Source organism: Rhodoplanes sp. Z2-YC6860 (genome assembly GCF_001579845.1).
Classification (GTDB): Bacteria; Pseudomonadota; Alphaproteobacteria; order Rhizobiales; family Xanthobacteraceae; genus Z2-YC6860.
The window spans coordinates 1,278,889-1,294,493 of the sequence record NZ_CP007440.1 but is presented as its reverse complement, the minus strand read 5'-3'; the positions used below and the strand labels follow the sequence as shown (position 1 = coordinate 1,294,493).

The following is a 15,605-nucleotide window of genomic DNA, read 5'->3' as shown; positions in this document are numbered from 1 at the left end:
CCCTTACCGCACGTCCGCCAGCAGCTTCTGAACGAGGCCGTTCAGCATCGTCACCTTGTCGAGCTCGCCGCAGGACAGCGCCTTGACTTGGCGTGCGCATTCGAAGGTGCCCATGTCGTAGGGATAGTCGCTGCCGAGGATGACCTTGGCGGCGCCCCATTCCTGCACCAGGAACTCGAGCTGCGGCTTCGAGTGCAGAATTGTGTCCCAATAGAAAGTGCGGATGGTCTCGGCCGGCGGATATTTGAGATTGACCTTCGGCTCGGGCCGCACATGCCAGCCGTGCTGCCAGCGCCCCGCCTGATACGGCGTGAAACCTCCGCCATGCACCATGTAAAAGCGGATGTTGGGGAAGCGCTCGATCACGCCGCCGAACACCAGCGAAGCCGCGGCGATGGTGGTGTCGAGCGGATTGCCGATCAGGTTGTTGAGATAATATTTCCGCAGCCGGTCCATGCCAGCGACATTGTTGGGATGAATCATGCAGAAGGCGTGGTGCTGGTTGGCCACCTGCCAGACCGGCTCGAACTCCGGCTCGTCGAGGTTCTTGCCGTTGATGTTGGAGCCGATCTGCATGCCCTTGAGCCCGAGCTTCGAGATCGCGCGCTCAAGCTCGTCGGCCGCGGCCTTCGGATCCTGCATCGGCAACGTCGCGATGCCGTAGAAGCTCTTCGGATAGTCGCGGACGTGCTTGGCGATCTGATCGTTCTGGATGACACAGGCCGCCGCCGTCATGCCGGCATCCTGGTTGTACATGAACGTCTGCGGCGTGTTCGACAGCACCTGCATGTCGACGTCGGACGCCTTCATGTCCTTCAGCCGCTGCTCGATGTCGAAGCCGCCGCGCGGCAGCGGCCGGTACGGCACGCCGGCCACCGTCCACTCGAACACATCCTTCTCGTATTCCTTGAGACTGGACGCGACCTTGGGCACCTCCTTGTTGAGGAGGTTCATGGTCTCCTCGGTGCAGATATGCGCGTGGGCATCGATCGCGAGCGGATTCGGCATGTCCTTCCCCTTCTAAAGCGATGGCCGGGCTGGTTCCCGGCCATTGGTCTTGTCAATGTTGATTAAAGCAAGCTGCGCTGGGCAGGCACAAGGCCGGTCCAGGCGTCGCCGTCAGAGCAGGAAACTCACCGCGCCCATCGGGCCCAACTCCTCGGCGTCGAGGATGGCGCGGCGCTCGTAAATCTTCAGCCCGGCATCGGTCTGCTTGAGCTTATGACGGTAGCGGCCGATGAATTGCCGCGGCGCCTGCTCGTGCCTGCGATGGCGATAGATCGCGAAGTTCGCCGCAACCAGGATCAGGTCGCCCTCGGTCCCGGTGATCCGCACGTTGCTGATCATCCGCCGCGTATGCGATGGCGGATACTCGGCGTGACAGTTCGGGTCCTTCAACCGGATGATGCGCTCGCGGAGCCGCACGATGTCGTCGGCCACGGTGAACAGCGTGAAGCGATGGTCGCCGTCCGGCTTGTCGTTCGGCGGCACGTAATAGGTGGCGTCTTCGGTGAGCAACCCGAGCCAGTCGTCGAGCCGCCAGGCATCGAGCAGGTCAGCCTCAAGGTAGAGGAAATCCTCCACCTCGGCGCGCGTCACCGTCGCGGCATGATCGAGCGGCTTGTTCATGCCCGCGCCTCCATCATCTCGTTCCACTTGCGCCAGAACACCCGCAGATGGCCTTCGTCGGTCGCAAGCTGCTCCTGGCTGTTGCCCATGCCGCGCGACAGATCGGTCCACGGCACCTCGCGCCACGCCGCATAGCCCTGCTGCGCGAGCTCCAGCGCCGCGACGTCGTCGGGCGTCGCGAAGCCGCCCGGACCGTAAAAGGTGAGGAAGGCGTGCAACCGCCGCGCGCGCTGGGCCTCGGTCTCCTCGACCGGCCCAAGCGCCCAGGCCGTGACCTTCATCAGGTCCGGTCCGACCGGCGTGAAGTGCCGCACCGTCACCGACGAACCGTCGTTGATCACGAGGTTCGGGAAGATGCAGAGGTTGCGGTTGGTGTCGGCGACGCGCGCCGCCCGCTCCTCGCCCAGCCGCCCGACCAGCTCCTTGCGGATCGCGTCGATGTCGGCCTTGGCCTCCTCGCCATAGACCGAGATCCACTTCGCCACCGGACGGCCGCGATAGTTCGGGTTGTCGGTGGTGAGATGGCCGTTGCCGAGATCGAGGCCGAAGCCCTTGGTCGGCAGCATGTGGCCCTTGGCCGGAGTCACGTTGACGCCGGAGTTGCGCATGTAGTTCAGCCATGTCGAGTGCGTGGTGACGAGGTGGTAATCGTCGACGCTGTTCTCGACGAGCAGCTTCCAGTTCGCCTTGATGTCGTATTCCTGTACGCCGGAGATGATCTCCATCTTGCCGGACGGCGACTGATCGACCACGAGGTCGATGTAATCCTTCGCGCCGGCCAGATAGGTCGGAAGATCGACCGCATCCGGATCGAGATTGGCGAAATAGAAATCCTTGTAGTGCTCGAGCCGCGGCACCGGCACCAGGCCCTTGCCCTTCTTGTCGAAGGTCGGCGCGTAGGCCTCGTCGCCCGGGATGCCCTTGATCGAACCGTCGGTGTTGTAAGCCCAGCCGTGATAGATGCAGTAGAACTGCCGGGTGTTGCCCTCGCGCTCGCGGCAGACGATGGCGCCGCGGTGGCGGCAGACGTTGAACAGCGCGCGGACATTGCCCTGCCGGTCGCGGCAGAAGATCACCGGGCGGCCGGCGACGTGGCGGGTGACGAAGTCGCCGGGATTTTTGATCTCCGAGGCGTGGCCGACATAGACCCAGCACTTGTCGAAGATGGCGCGGTTCTCGTCCTCCAGAATCTCCGGCGAGACGAACACGCTGCGATGGACCTGGAACGTCAGGTTCTCGAGGTCTTCGACGATGAGCTTGCCGTTCGGGCGGCCGTTTTTGTGGGGCTGATCGAGCATGGGTCGAGCTCCAGCGAAAGAGTGACGCGTCGCAGCGCCGGGATTTGCAGTTTGTCTATATTTAGCGCGGTGGGCCGTCCACCGCCACCTGGTGTTCCAGCCGGATTTCCATGTTCTGTTGCGATGAACGAAGGATCGCCAGCGCGACCTCGACAGTGGCCTTGCCCCAACGGCCGTCGTGCACGGGCTTGCGGTTGGTCCGGATAGCGGTCGCGAGATCGTCCAGCACCTCACGCCGCCCCGGCATGCTGGTGCCACGCGGGATAGGGATTTCCCGGACGCCGTCGCGGCCGTAGATCGTAACGCCGTCGGCCGAGGCGCGCATGTCGCCCCCGGAACAGGTCACGATGGTGATGCCGAAATGCGGCTGGTGCGGCGGCAGCGCGCTGGCGGTGTTCCCATAAGCGAAGGTTTCAGTGCGCGCTTTTGTCTCGTCCGCCGCTTTCGCGAGCGCACGGCGCGCAGCCCCATGCGCAATCGGTTTCGGCGCGCCGCGCTCGCTGAGACCGAAGTGCCATTCGTCGGAATCGAAATGGTCGTAGCCGCTGTAGACCAGCGAGGCGGCCGCACCATTGTCGAATTGCAGAAGCGCCGCGCAGCTTCCCTCGGTCGGCCGCGATGGGTCGAGCACACTCGCTTGCGCGCGCACGCTCCTGACGATGCCGCCCGCGAGCAATCGCGCGGTGTCGATCTGATGCGGCACCTGGTTGAACAGGATGCCGCCGCCCTTTGACGTATCGAGTTCCTCAGGGCGGCGCGGGCGATAGAGGAAATTCGTGTAGTTGAAGCTGTTGATCAGCCCGAGCTTCCCCAATTCGCCGCGCGCGATGATGTCGCACATCAGCCGCACGTTCGGATCGAAGGCGTGGGTGTGGCCAACCACGAGATGCACCTTGTGGCGCTCGACCGCGGCAATGATGATGTCGCAGTCCTCGAGCGTGAGCGCCATCGGCTTTTCCAGGATAATGTGCTTGCCGTGCTCGGCGGCGAGCACCGCATGCGGCGCGTGGAACTGGTGCGGTGTGGCGATGTAGACCGCATCGACCTCGGGATCCGCCACGAGCTCGCGGACATCGGCATAGGCCCGGGCATTGTGGTCGCGGGCGAAGGCCTCGCGCGGCCCGGAATGCGGATCGGCGGCGGCCTTGAGCACATAACCGCTATGCGCCGCCGCGGCGTGGACCATGACGGCGCCTGCCATGCCAAGGCCCACGACCCCCAGGCCGATCGTGGCTGAATTCGCGTCATTTTCAGTCATTGCGCGGGGCTTTTCCGGCCGTTATTTCTGTGGTTCCTCCATAGCTTATCTGCCCTCTCCGGAAAGCCCTAGCCGACATGGACACCACGACCTCCCATCCCGCCACGAAGCGCGTCGAGGACGACTATCTGCTGCGCGGCACCGGCCGCTACATGGCCGACGCGCCGTTGCCCGGGCAGACCTACGCGGCGTTCGTCCGCTCGCCCCACGGCCACGCCGACGTGAAATCGGTCAAGGTGGATGCCGCCCTGGCGATCAAGGGGGTCGTCGCGGTGATCACCATGGCGGACATCACGGCTGCCGGTGTCAAAAACCTGTCGCAGCATCCGCCCGTGGCGGGGCGCAATGGCGGCAAGCTCGCCATGCCGGTGCGGCCCGCGCTGGCTGGCGAACGGGTGCGTCACATCGGCGAGGCCGTCGCGATGGTCCTCGGCGAGACCGCCGCGGCCGCGCAGGACGGCGCCGAGGTGGTCGAGGTCGAATACGAGCCGCTTGAGGCGGTGACCGACATCCGCGAGGCGCTGAAGCCCGGCGCGCCGCAAGTCTGGGCCGAGGCGCCCGGCAACGTCGCAGTCGACTGGATGGGGCTCGCCGCCAATCCGGACGAGATGGCCAAGAAGGTCGACGAGGCGATCAAGTCGGCCGCGCATGTGGCGCGGGTGTCGCTCGTTCATCAGCGCATCAACGTCGCCTCGATGGAGCCGCGCGGCGGCACCGCGAGCTACGACAAGGCGAACGACAGCTATCTGCTGCGCGTCTGCTCGCAGGGCGCACGCGCCATGCGCGACGCCATGGCCGGCGTGATGGGCATTCCGCCGACCAAGATCCGCGTCACCACCGAGGAGGTTGGCGGCGCCTTCGGGCTCAAGACCGGCCCCTATCCGGAATACGTCGCGATGCTGGTCGGCTCCAAGAAGATCGGCCGGCCGGTGCACTGGATGTCGGGCCGCAACGAGTCCTTCGTCAGCGACAACCACGCCCGCGACGCCTACAGCGAGGTCGAACTCGCGCTCGACGCCAGCGGCAAGTTCCTGGCGCTGCGGCTGCGCCATGACGGCAGCCTCGGCGCTTATGTGGGCGCGGTCGGCGCCAACATCCACACCGCCAACTTCACCCGCTGCCTGCCCGGCATGTACGACATCAAGCTGATGGACGTGCAGGCGAAGTGCGTGTTCACCAACACCACGCCGACCGCGCCCTATCGCGGCGCCGGCCGCCCCGAGGCGAGCTACTGCCTGGAGCGCGTGGTCGATGAAGCCGCACGCGTCACCGGCATCGATCCGGTCAAGCTGCGCAAGAAGAACCTGATCTCCAAGAAGGCGATGCCGTACAAGACGGCGATCGGCACCACCTACGACAGCGGCGATTTCGCAACCGTCGTCGACGCCGGGCTGAAGCTTGCCGACTATGCGGGCTTCAAGGCGCGCAAGAAGGAATCGAAGAAGAAGGGCCTGCTCCGCGGGCTCGGTGTCTGCTTCGTGCTGGAACATGCCGGCGGCTCACCGACCGAAGGCACGCAGGTGGTTTTCCCGGGTGGCGACAAGATGACGTTCGTGATGAACGTGCAGTCGACCGGCCAGAGCCACGCCACGATCTTCCCGCGCATGGTCGCCGAACGGCTCGGCATCAAGGCTGACCAGGTCGGTCACGCTCATGGCGACAGCGCCCACGAGATCGCGGGCTATGCCTCGGTCGGCTCGCGCACCGCGATGACGGCAGGCCATGCCATGGTGAAGACGCTGGAAGCGATGCTCGCCAAGGGCACCAAGGTCGCGGCAGCGGCGCTCGAGGCCGGCGAAGGCGACATCGAATTCAAGAACGGCGCCTTCAACGTGGTCGGCACCGACCGCCGCATGTCGCTGTTCGACGTGGCGGCGCGTGCCAAGGAGATGAAGCAGAAGGGCGAGATCGCCGAGGACCTCGACACCAAGGTGGTCACCGATACGCCGCTCACCTTCCCCAACGGCTGCCACATCGCCGAGGTCGAGGTCGATCCGGCCACCGGCCTCTCGCGGCTTGCGTCCTACACGGCGGTCGACGACAGCGGCAACATCCTCGATCACACCATCGTGGCGGGCCAGGTGCACGGCTCCGTGGCCATGGGCGTCGGCCAGGCGATGATGGAGCAGACCGTCTATGACGACGGCGGCCAGCTCGTCAGTGCGTCATTCATGGACTACGCCATGCCGCGCGCCGACGATCTGCCGAGCTTCAAGGACGATGTCGTGATCGTGCCGGCGACCACCAATCCGCTTGGCGTCAAGGGTGCCGGTGAAGCCGGCACCACGGCGGCGATCGCGGCGGTCATGAACGCGTTCTCGGACGCGATTCCGGGTTCGGGCCATAAGCTCCAGATGCCGGCGACGCCGGAGAAGGTCTGGCGCGCGTGCCAGGACATGACGGCGGGATAACAATCCCGCCGCGGCGGCCTGGAACGAAAATCGGCTGAGCGACCGCGTGAGAGCGCTTAAAGCTTCAACACCATTTCCGTCAGCTTGGTGACGGTGTTGACGTTGCGCGCTGTGCCGAGCTTGGCGGCCGGTATCTTCAATTTGGACCGGCCCATGCCGCTGGGATAGTGGACGTAGATCTCACGCGACCCCAGCCGCATTGTCTCGTCGTTCAGCCCGGTCGCATGCTTCAGGGCATCCGCTGGCGGCGGCTCGTCGAGAAAAATGACCGTCGTGAAGTTCGGGGCAGCCTTGGGAAACGGATTCCCTTTCAAGACGGCTTGCATTTCGGCTGCGGTGCGGACCGCGACACCAACCGATTTTCCGCTGTAGTCACGCAACCGTTTCTCCAGCTCTGCCTTCACTTTCGCAGTGGCAGCCTTGCTTTCAAACACGACATTGCCGCTGGCGATGTAGGTTTCGACGTCGGTAAATCCGGCATCGATGCACATGGCCTTCAGTTCCGCCATGGGGAGCTTGCCTGTGCCGCCCGCGTTTACGGCACGCAGAAGAGCGACATATCCGGCCATGGTTCCGAGCTGCCGCGCCTGGCGAGAGGCTATTCCCCCGCTTCCTTGTCGAGGTCGACCATCACCTGGCCATCCTGCAGCACCACCTTGTAGGTCCGCAGCGCCGTGAAGCACGGCGCCTGCACGGCCTTGCCGGTCTTCACGTTGAAGGCGCCGAAGTGCAGCGTGCACTCGATGACGTCGTCCTCGAGAATACCCTCGGCGAGGCTCGCCGCGCCGTGGGTGCATTCGTTGTCGGTGACGAAATATTCCCCTCCGACGTTATAGACCGCCAGCACGTTGCTTCCGACTTCGAAGCTTTTGACGGTGCCTTCCGCGATGTCGGAGGTGGCGCAGAGTTTTGTCAGATCAGCCATGGTTCTCTTGTTTGCTCTAGTTAGGTCCTCTCCCGGCCTCATGGTGAGGAGCGTTGCGAAGCAACGCGTCTCGAACGTCCCAAGTCGGGTTTACCCGACTTGGGCACCCAAGAGTCCGATCCCGGGTAAACCCGAGATCGGCGGGCCACCCCATCCTTCGAGACGCGGCCTCCGGCCGCTCCTCAGGATGAGGCGGGGATGGAGTTTAGCTTGCTGTTCAGCCCTGCGAGATGAACTTGGTGACGAGATAGGCGCCCAAGCCCTCGATGCCGCCTTCGCTGCCGTGGCCGGATTCCTTGACGCCGCCGAACGGCGTTTCCGGCGTCGAGATCGCCACGGAGTTCACGCCGACCATGCCGCTCTCCAGCGCATCGCCGATCGCCGCAGCCGTCGCGTTCGACGTGGTGAACGCGTAGGCCGCAAGGCCGAACTCCAGCGAGTTGGCGCGCTGCACGACCTCGTCGAACGACTTGAAGGTGACGATCGGCGCGAGCGGCCCGAACGGCTCCTGGGTCATGATCTTGGAGTCGTCCGGAATGTCGGTGATCACGGTCGGCTTGTAGAAATAGCCCTGGTTGCCGCCGCGCTCCCCGCCAGTCTGGATCTTGCCGCCCCGGCTCTTGGCGTCGTTGACGAAGCTTTCCATCGCCTCGATCCGCCGCGCGTTGGCCATCGGGCCCATGGTGGTGGACTTGTCGAGGCCGTCACCGAGCTTGACGCCGTTGGCATACTCGGTGAAGCGCTTCAGGAAGCGCGGATAAACGTCTTCCTGCACATAGAAGCGCGTCGGCGAGATGCAGACCTGCCCGGCGTTGCGATACTTGAACGCCGCGATCGTGTCGGCGGCCTTCTCTGGATCGGCATCGGCGAACACCACGACCGGCGAATGACCGCCAAGCTCCATGGTGGTGCGCTTCATGCCCTTCGCTGCGAGCGCCGCAAGATGCTTACCGACCGGGATCGAGCCCGTGAACGAAATTTTCCGGATGGCATCCTTCGCCATCAGGTGCTCGGACACCTGCGCCGGCACGCCGAACACCAGCTGCAGCACGCCCTTGGGCATGCCCGCATCGACGAAGCACTTCACCATCTCGACGCAGGCGCCGGGTGTCTCTTCCGACGCCTTGAGGATAAGCGAGCAGCCGGCCGCGAGCGCACCACCGATCTTGCGGGCCGGCGTCAGCACCGGGAAATTCCACGGCGTGAACGCCGCAACCACGCCGATCGGCTCCTGCACCACGAGCTGGCGCACGCCCTTGCCGCGACCCGGCACGATGCGGCCGTAGCTCCGGCGGCCTTCTTCCGCATACCAGTCGATGATGTCGGCCGAGACGATCACCTCGCCGCGCGCCTCGGGATAGGGCTTGCCCTGCTCCAGCACCATGATCTTGGCGATCGCGTCGTGGCGCTCGCGCATCAGGTCGGCGGCCTTGTGCATGATCTTGCAGCGGTCATAGGCCGAGGTGGCGCGCCAGACGGCGAAGCCCTTCCTGGCGGATTCCAGCGCCTCGTCGAGATCGGCGGTGCTGGCATGGGGCAGATGCGCCAACGGCTTCTCGGTCGCCGGATTGATGACGTCCTCGCCCTTGTTGCCGCTGCCGTTCTTCCGCCAAGTGCCGTCGATGAAAAGGCCTAGCTCGCCGTACATGACACCCTCGCTTTTTTCTGGCTGGTTCCCTCGGGCGAGGATTTAGCATTTCCGGCCGGGCGCGGCCACACTCCCGGATCGCCGCCCGAGCGGCGACCGCGGCATCCGGATGCCTCCGGCCGCGCTATCGGCAGATGGACGGGAGTGACGGAGGCGTCAGCCGAGATCCAGGCTCGCCGTGAACAGATCGACGCGGCCCCGGATCATCACGTTGAAGGCGACAACGATGCGCTCCTCGGACTCATCGGCGGTGCCGGAATCGACCACGTGCGGGATGTGGCTCGGCCAAATGAGCATGCGGCCCTTCTCGGGTGGCACGACCATGAAGTCTGAATTGATGTCGTTCTTTGTCTTGTATTGCGGCTCAAAATTCTTCGAAAGCTTGCGCGGCGAGAGAAACATGGTCGGCCCGCAATTCGGCGGAGCCTTGATGTAGATGAGGCCGCTGAGCAGACAGTTCGGGTGAACGTGGACGTTCTGCCGATTGTTCGGGTGCGTGATGTTCGCCCACATGCCGGTGATGTAGTGCGAATCCCGCTTGATCGCGTAGGCGTCCAGAACCTTGCTGGTTTCGCTCATCACCACGCCGACCAGTTCCGCCATCTGCGGTCTGGTGTGGAGATTGTCCGGCGTGATGTAGGCCGGGCTAGCGCCCTTGGGTGAGGACCTCCCCTCACCTGATTTGCGAAGTTCGCGGAGGTATTTCTCGACCCGGTCGCAGAGCGAGATGTCCGGGACCTTTCCCGTGAACATCGGCGTCGGGAAGAGCATAAATACTTGTTTTTCAATGAGTTCGGCCCCAGCGGCCGACAGCGAAGGCATTCCCAGCATGGCAGTCCCATTCCAATTTGTCAGGAAAACCCTGACATACTGGGCCACACTACGCTGGTTTAGCGCGACATTGTGTCACGTTCTTGTGAGCCTAGGGGCGACCAGCCCCTTGGCCAAATTAAGCTTCTGTAATCGTGACATAGGCAGTGCCGATCACGCGGCATCCGGGGTTGGGCGACGATCAATCCCGTAGAGAATGGGCACGCAGATCAGGCTGAATACGCCGGAAATCAGAAAAGCCAGATCGTACCGGTTGGTCGCTGCGATGAAGACCGCAAAAGCTACCGGCGTGAGCATGTTCGAGAGAAAGATCATGATGACGGAGCCGGCAGCGGTCTCCCCGATCAGCTCGGGTGGCGAACGCCGGGCCACCTCCGCGATCTGAACGCCGTTCCAGCCCGAGACCGCGATACCGGCGAACGCCGCGAGCAGCAGGAACGCCCAAAGCGGCCATGCCGGCGTGCTCAAGCCCAACAGGATTGTCGAGATCGCCGAGCCGATCGAGGCCATCATCAATGTGCCCGGGCCCGAGCCGACGCGATCGGCGACCCAGCCCAGGATCACGCGGCCGAACATGCTGCTGGTCTGCATCACGGCGAACACGAAGCCTGCCGTGTTGAGCGACTGGCCGAGCGCGACGACCAGATAGGTCACCAGGAAGGTGATCCAGCCGGCCTGCGGGATCGCCAGCAGGCCGCCGACCCAGGATGCCCGCCACAGCCGATCGCCGCGCGACAGCGAACGCATCGGCACGAGGATGTCGGTGAGCCGGAAGCTGAGGAGCCGATAATGCGCCCGCTCCTCGGGCAGCGGATCGATGCTCTTCTGAAACGGCCAGGTGGCGAGCACCGCGACGATGCAGACCGCGGCAATCACGACCGAAGCGAACCGCCAGCCGAGCCAATCGATCAGCGGCGGGATCGCAACGCCGCCGACAATGCCGCCGAGGGGCACGCCGGCCTGCTTGATGGAGAAGACGAGATTGCGATGCTCACGCGGCGTGTAGCGCGTCAGCACCTCGCTGCCCGCCGGGTTGGCGGTGCCGCTGCTCAAGCCCACACAGATGCTCGCGATCAACGCCATCGTGATCGAGGGCACCAGATAGAGTGAAAGGCTTGCGGAGCCGACCAGCAGACTCAATTGCAGCGCGCGCACGCCGCCGAGCCGGTGCATCAGGCCGATGCCGGAGGTCAGCACGAACAAGGCGCCGACAATGCTGGCCGCTGCGAGATAACCGACCCAAGCCTGATCCCAGCCGAACTCGAGCGTGAACGCCGGGCCCGCGACCGGTACGAGCCGGCCGAGCGTCGCCGAGACGGTCTGCAACGCCAGGATGACCGCGATCACCACAGTCCAGCTCGGGGGTGATCGCGTCATCGCTCGCTGTGTCTCGCTATCTGCTTGGTACGGCGCTCACACGTTGAAGTAGGTGCCGCCGTTCACGTTGATGAGCTGACCCGTAATGTAACGTCCGCCGGGTCCAAGCAAGAGCCGTGCAAGCGGTGCCGCGTCGGTCGGCCATCCGGCGCGGCCCAACAGCGGTCGGTAGATCGGGTGGGCCGGGATGTCGTTGGGCTTATCCGGCTTGGCCTGCATCGACGGTACGATCGTGTTCACGGTGATCTTGTGCGGGGCAAGTTCCATCGCGAGCGCCCGCGTGAAGCCCGCGATGCCGGCCTTGGCGGTGACGACATGGGCGCGATCCGGCGCGCCCATTGCGCCCGTCAGACCGCCGATATTGATGATCGAACCGGCGTCGCTCTTCTTGATCGATTCGAGGCAGGCTTTCACGCAGTGGAACGCGCCATCGAGGGTGACGCCGATGATCGAGCGCCAGTCTTCGAAGCTCATGTGGTCGATGGCCTTCTCCTGGCGCAGCGCCGCGTTGTTGATGAGGTAGTCGATGCGGCCGAATTTTTTCAACGCGCCCTGCGCCATGGCCTCCACCGCGGGCGCGTCGACAACGTCGGCGACCGCGACCATGGCGCGGCCGCCTTTGGCTTCGATCTCCTTGACCACGGCCTCGCCTTCGGCACGATTGCTCCGCACATTGACGACCACGGCCGCGCCGCCGGCGGCGAGTTCGAGCGCCATGGAACGGCCGATGCTGCGGCCCGAACCGGTGATGATGGCCACGCGGCCTTTGAGTTCTTGATCTGACATTGACTCCACTCTCTCCACGTCGTTCCGGGGCGGCGCGATAGCGCCGAACCCGGAATCCAGAACCACGGTCAGTAACTGCCTCTGGATTCCGGGCTCGCTCGCTTCTCGAGCGTCCCGGAATGACGGAGAGAGTTACGCTCTCAAAGCAGACAGATCGATCCGTCCGCCGAACACGTTCGACGCGATTTTCAACGCCGCCTGCGCACGCGTCGCGTCGTAGCCGCCATGGCGCGCATTGAGCAGAAACTTGTCCTCGATATCCTTCCGGCTCAGCGGCTCATGAGCGCCGCCGCGCATGTGCGGCTGGCGCTCCTCGATGACGCTGCCGTCGCGCAAGGTCGCGCGGATGTGGCCGGTGAAGTTGTTCGGGTAGGGATTGTCCGGATCGATCCGGTAACGGACCTTCTGGGCGAGCGCGACCACGGCGGGCTCGCCCACCGCGGCGTCGGAGAAATCGCTCAGGCCTACGTTGCCGCGGATGAAGCCCGCAGCAATGCAGTAGGGCTGCGAGAACTTGCCGGCATAACCGTTCTTCGGGGTCTGCTTCGCGGCGAGCGGCTCCCAGAGCCGGTGCACCGTGCCCTCGCCCACATCGCAGACCATCTCGACCACGTCGTCGGGCTTGATGCCCCTGGCGCCGAGCCGTCGCGCGCAGTCGATGTAAGGATGGGTCATGGTCCCGCAGGGATAGAGCTTGAAGGCCAGCGTCTGCCCGATCCAGCGCGAGCCGAAATCGCCGGTCACAGCGTCGAAGTCGCCTGTCGTGGTGTTGGCGAAGCCATGGAAGAAGCCGTGCGAACCCTCGAACACCGTGCGTGGCCCGGAAAAACCCGCGCGCGCAAACAACGCCGCGCGCATGCCCGACTGCGCAGCCCAGCCGGCATGCATCCGCTTGGTCCAGGTGCCTTCGGCGAGATATTCGATGATGCCCGATGCCATCGAGCCGACGACGCCGAAGGCATCGACGATCTGCTTCTTGTTCAGTCCAAGCGCCTTGCCGACGGCGGCCGTGGCGCCCATCGCACCGAACACCGCGGTTGGATGAAAGCCCGCCTTGTGCACCATCTTCGGCGCAACGAGGCCGAGCCGGCACATGATCTCGATACCGACCGCGATGCCTTCCAGCGCGGCTTTGCCGCCGATGCCGTGTCGTTCGGCCGTGGCGAGCACCGCCGGGATGATCACCGCGCCGGCATGCACCGGGCCGCCTTCGAAGGTGTCGTCGAAGTCCTCGCCGTGCGCCGCGGTGCCGTTGACGAAGGCCGCGCCCGCTGCGCTCAGCGCTCGTTTATGGCCGATCGCCGTGCAAGGTCCGTCCTCGTCCCAGCCGTCGATCGCGGCCTTGACGTAGTCCTCGTTCCGCGCGGCGAGACAGAGACCGGCGACGTCGATCAAGGTCTCTTCATATTTGGATCGCGCGGCGTCGGGCAGCTTAGCGGCATCGACCGCCACGATGCGTTCGGCAAGCAGTTCGGCAATGGCAATGTCGGGAAGTTTTGCGTCCATGATCAATCTCTTAACACGACCAATACCATCCCCGTCATCCTGAGGTGCGAGCGAGCCATAAGCGCGTTCACGCGCGTCTTCGACGCGCTATGGCGAACGAGCCTCGAAGGAGACGGACCGGGATTTCGAGGCTGTCGATCCTTCGAGGCTCGACCTGCGGCCGAGCACCTCAGGATGACGGGGAGAGAACGGCGCATGCTGAAATAAAGGGTGATCAGTTGTCCCGCAATCTGACGTTTCCAGCGCCGAGCCGCAGGCGGTTGGCCAAAGCGACGATGGCCGAGGTGACGATCAGCATGATCAGGCCAAGCACCGCAATGGCCGCAAGATCGCCGCTCTCGTTGAGATCGAAGATGAGCACCGAGACGACCTTGGTCTCGGACGTGAACAGCATCACGGCAGCCGACAATTCGCGGATGGTGCCGACGAATACAAAGCACCAGGTCGCGATCACGGACGTTCGCAGCAGCGGTGCGGTGATTTGCGCCAGCGCGCGAAGCCGCGTCGCGCCCAGGATGCGGCTTGCGTCCTCCAGCTCCGGATGGATCGCCTTGAAGGCCGATTGCATCTGCTGGTAGGCGGCGGGCATCGACAGTGTCAGGAACGCCAGCAGCAGGATCCACAGCGTGCCGTAGAGCACGAAGGGCGGCCGGGTGTAGCTCAGGAACAGGCCGACGCCGAGCACGATGCCCGGAATGGCGACCGGCGCGGTGGCAAGGAAGCCCAGCGCCTTATGCCCGGTCACTGCCTCGCGTGTGGTCAGATAGGAGATCACCACCGCCAGCACGGTGCCGATGGTCGCAGTGGCGATGCCGAGGACGAAGGTGTTGTAGAGCGCGAGTTTCGTCGCCGACAGCTCATAGAACACGAAATAGATGTTGTGGAACGTGAAGTTGCTGAACGACACGAACTGCGAAGCGACCTTGGAGAAGGCGGCGTTCAGCAGCGCGCCGTAAGGCAGGAACACCGGGTTCAGCAGCACGATGAAGCAGAAGGCCAGCGCCACCCATTTCAGCTTGCCGAGCCGGACGAGGCGCGGCTCGCTGTTCTTGCCGCCCAGCACCGCATAGGACCGCCGGCCGAGGATCATGTTCTCGGCCCGGAGCAGCAGCACCGTGAGAATGAGCAGCGGCAGCGAGGCCGCGGCGGCAAGCTCCGGTTTCGGCGGATACTGGAACAGGCTCCAGATCTTGGTGGTCATGGTGTGGAACCCCGCCGGCAGCGCGAGAATCGCAGGAGAGCCGAACAGCGTCATGGCCTGAAGGAATGCGACCAGCGCGCCGGCGAGCAGCGCCGGCAGCGCGAGCGGAATGGTGACCCGCCGCGCCGTCACCCAGGTGCCGCCGCCGAGCACCGCCGAGGCGTCTTCCAGCTCGCCAGGTGTCCGGTCGAGCGCATTGGCCACCAGCACGAACACGTAGGGAAACGTGTAGCAGGCGATCACGAAAATCAGGCCGGGGAACGAATAGATGTTGAACAGGACGTCGTCGGGCTCGGCGCCGGTGAGCGTACGAAAAAGCTTGTTGAGGAGGCCGCTGTTCGGCGCGGCCAGCAGCTCCCAGGCGATGGCTCCGAGGAACGGCGGCGTCACGAAGGACGCGGTGACCATCACCCGCACCGTTCGGCGGAGCGGCATGTCGGTGCGCGCCACCAGCCAGCCCATCGGCGCCGCCACCGCGCAGCAGATCACACTCACCGAGGTGGCGAGGATCAAGGTGGTCACGAACGGCTCGATCAACGTCGGGTCGCTGAACAACGTCGCGAAGTTGCTGAGCGTGAAGGCGCCGTCCTTGTTGACGAAGCTGTAATAGACCAGCCACGACATCGGCAGCAGGATCAGCATCACCAGCACGGCGGCGAAGACGTAGAGCACGATCTTCGTGTAGTCGAAGCCGTGCTGGACTCCGGCCGGTGATTCAGTGGCTGCGATGGTCAT

The 15,605-nt window shown here is 64.6% G+C and carries 13 protein-coding genes; 1 reads left to right on the top strand and 12 read right to left on the bottom strand.

What is annotated here, in order from left to right:
* Positions 1–3: 3 nt before the first annotated feature.
* The 4 genes from RHPLAN_RS05955 to RHPLAN_RS05940 all read right to left on the bottom strand — a co-directional run bounded on the left by RHPLAN_RS05955 (position 4) and on the right by RHPLAN_RS05940 (position 4,185).
* A complete protein-coding gene (locus RHPLAN_RS05955; protein WP_068014741.1) occupies positions 4–1,008 on the bottom strand; it encodes an amidohydrolase family protein in 1,005 nt (334 codons plus the stop codon).
* A gap of 111 nt (positions 1,009–1,119) precedes the next feature.
* Complete coding sequence (locus tag RHPLAN_RS05950; protein ID WP_068014740.1) at positions 1,120–1,629, bottom strand: aromatic-ring-hydroxylating dioxygenase subunit beta; 510 nt, start codon at positions 1,627–1,629, stop codon at positions 1,120–1,122.
* Entirely contained in the window at positions 1,626–2,927 is a 1,302-nt protein-coding gene (locus tag RHPLAN_RS05945) for an aromatic ring-hydroxylating oxygenase subunit alpha (RefSeq protein ID WP_068014738.1), read from the bottom strand. The genes RHPLAN_RS05950 and RHPLAN_RS05945 overlap by 4 nt, the downstream gene beginning before the upstream one ends.
* Positions 2,928–2,988: 61 nt before the next feature.
* Positions 2,989–4,185, bottom strand: a complete 1,197-nt coding sequence (locus RHPLAN_RS05940; protein WP_084244395.1) for a Gfo/Idh/MocA family protein — start codon at positions 4,183–4,185, stop codon at positions 2,989–2,991.
* A 77-nt stretch (positions 4,186–4,262) separates the two neighbouring features.
* On the opposite strand from RHPLAN_RS05940, the gene RHPLAN_RS05935 reads away from it, so the two are divergent.
* Entirely contained in the window at positions 4,263–6,596 is a 2,334-nt protein-coding gene (locus RHPLAN_RS05935; RefSeq protein WP_068014734.1) for a xanthine dehydrogenase family protein molybdopterin-binding subunit, read from the top strand.
* A gap of 56 nt (positions 6,597–6,652) precedes the next feature.
* On the opposite strand, the gene RHPLAN_RS05930 is transcribed toward RHPLAN_RS05935, so the two are convergent.
* The 8 genes from RHPLAN_RS05930 to RHPLAN_RS05895 form a co-directional block, all read right to left on the bottom strand.
* Positions 6,653–7,165, bottom strand: coding sequence for a DUF1697 domain-containing protein (locus tag RHPLAN_RS05930; protein ID WP_068014732.1), 513 nt, complete (start codon positions 7,163–7,165; stop codon positions 6,653–6,655).
* 29 nt (positions 7,166–7,194) lie between these two features.
* Entirely contained in the window at positions 7,195–7,521 is a 327-nt protein-coding gene (locus RHPLAN_RS05925; protein ID WP_198164737.1) for a non-heme iron oxygenase ferredoxin subunit, read from the bottom strand.
* A 217-nt stretch (positions 7,522–7,738) separates the two neighbouring features.
* Positions 7,739–9,169: an NAD-dependent succinate-semialdehyde dehydrogenase gene (locus RHPLAN_RS05920; RefSeq protein ID WP_068014730.1), complete on the bottom strand. Its 1,431-nt coding sequence runs from the start codon at positions 9,167–9,169 to the stop codon at positions 7,739–7,741.
* A 156-nt stretch (positions 9,170–9,325) separates the two neighbouring features.
* Positions 9,326–9,940 (bottom strand): TIGR02466 family protein, encoded by a 615-nt coding sequence (locus RHPLAN_RS05915; RefSeq protein ID WP_198164736.1) that lies wholly within the window; start codon positions 9,938–9,940, stop codon positions 9,326–9,328.
* Positions 9,941–10,153: 213 nt separating this feature from the next.
* Positions 10,154–11,377, bottom strand: a complete 1,224-nt coding sequence (locus RHPLAN_RS05910; RefSeq protein ID WP_084244393.1) for an MFS transporter — start codon at positions 11,375–11,377, stop codon at positions 10,154–10,156.
* 36 nt (positions 11,378–11,413) lie between these two features.
* Entirely contained in the window at positions 11,414–12,163 is a 750-nt protein-coding gene (locus tag RHPLAN_RS05905) for an SDR family NAD(P)-dependent oxidoreductase (protein ID WP_068014725.1), read from the bottom strand.
* A 132-nt stretch (positions 12,164–12,295) separates the two neighbouring features.
* The gene (locus RHPLAN_RS05900; RefSeq protein WP_068014723.1) at positions 12,296–13,669 is read right to left on the bottom strand and encodes an MmgE/PrpD family protein; all 1,374 of its coding nucleotides are present in this window, start codon (positions 13,667–13,669) and stop codon (positions 12,296–12,298) included.
* A 214-nt stretch (positions 13,670–13,883) separates the two neighbouring features.
* Entirely contained in the window at positions 13,884–15,605 is a 1,722-nt protein-coding gene (locus tag RHPLAN_RS05895; RefSeq protein WP_068014721.1) for an ABC transporter permease, read from the bottom strand.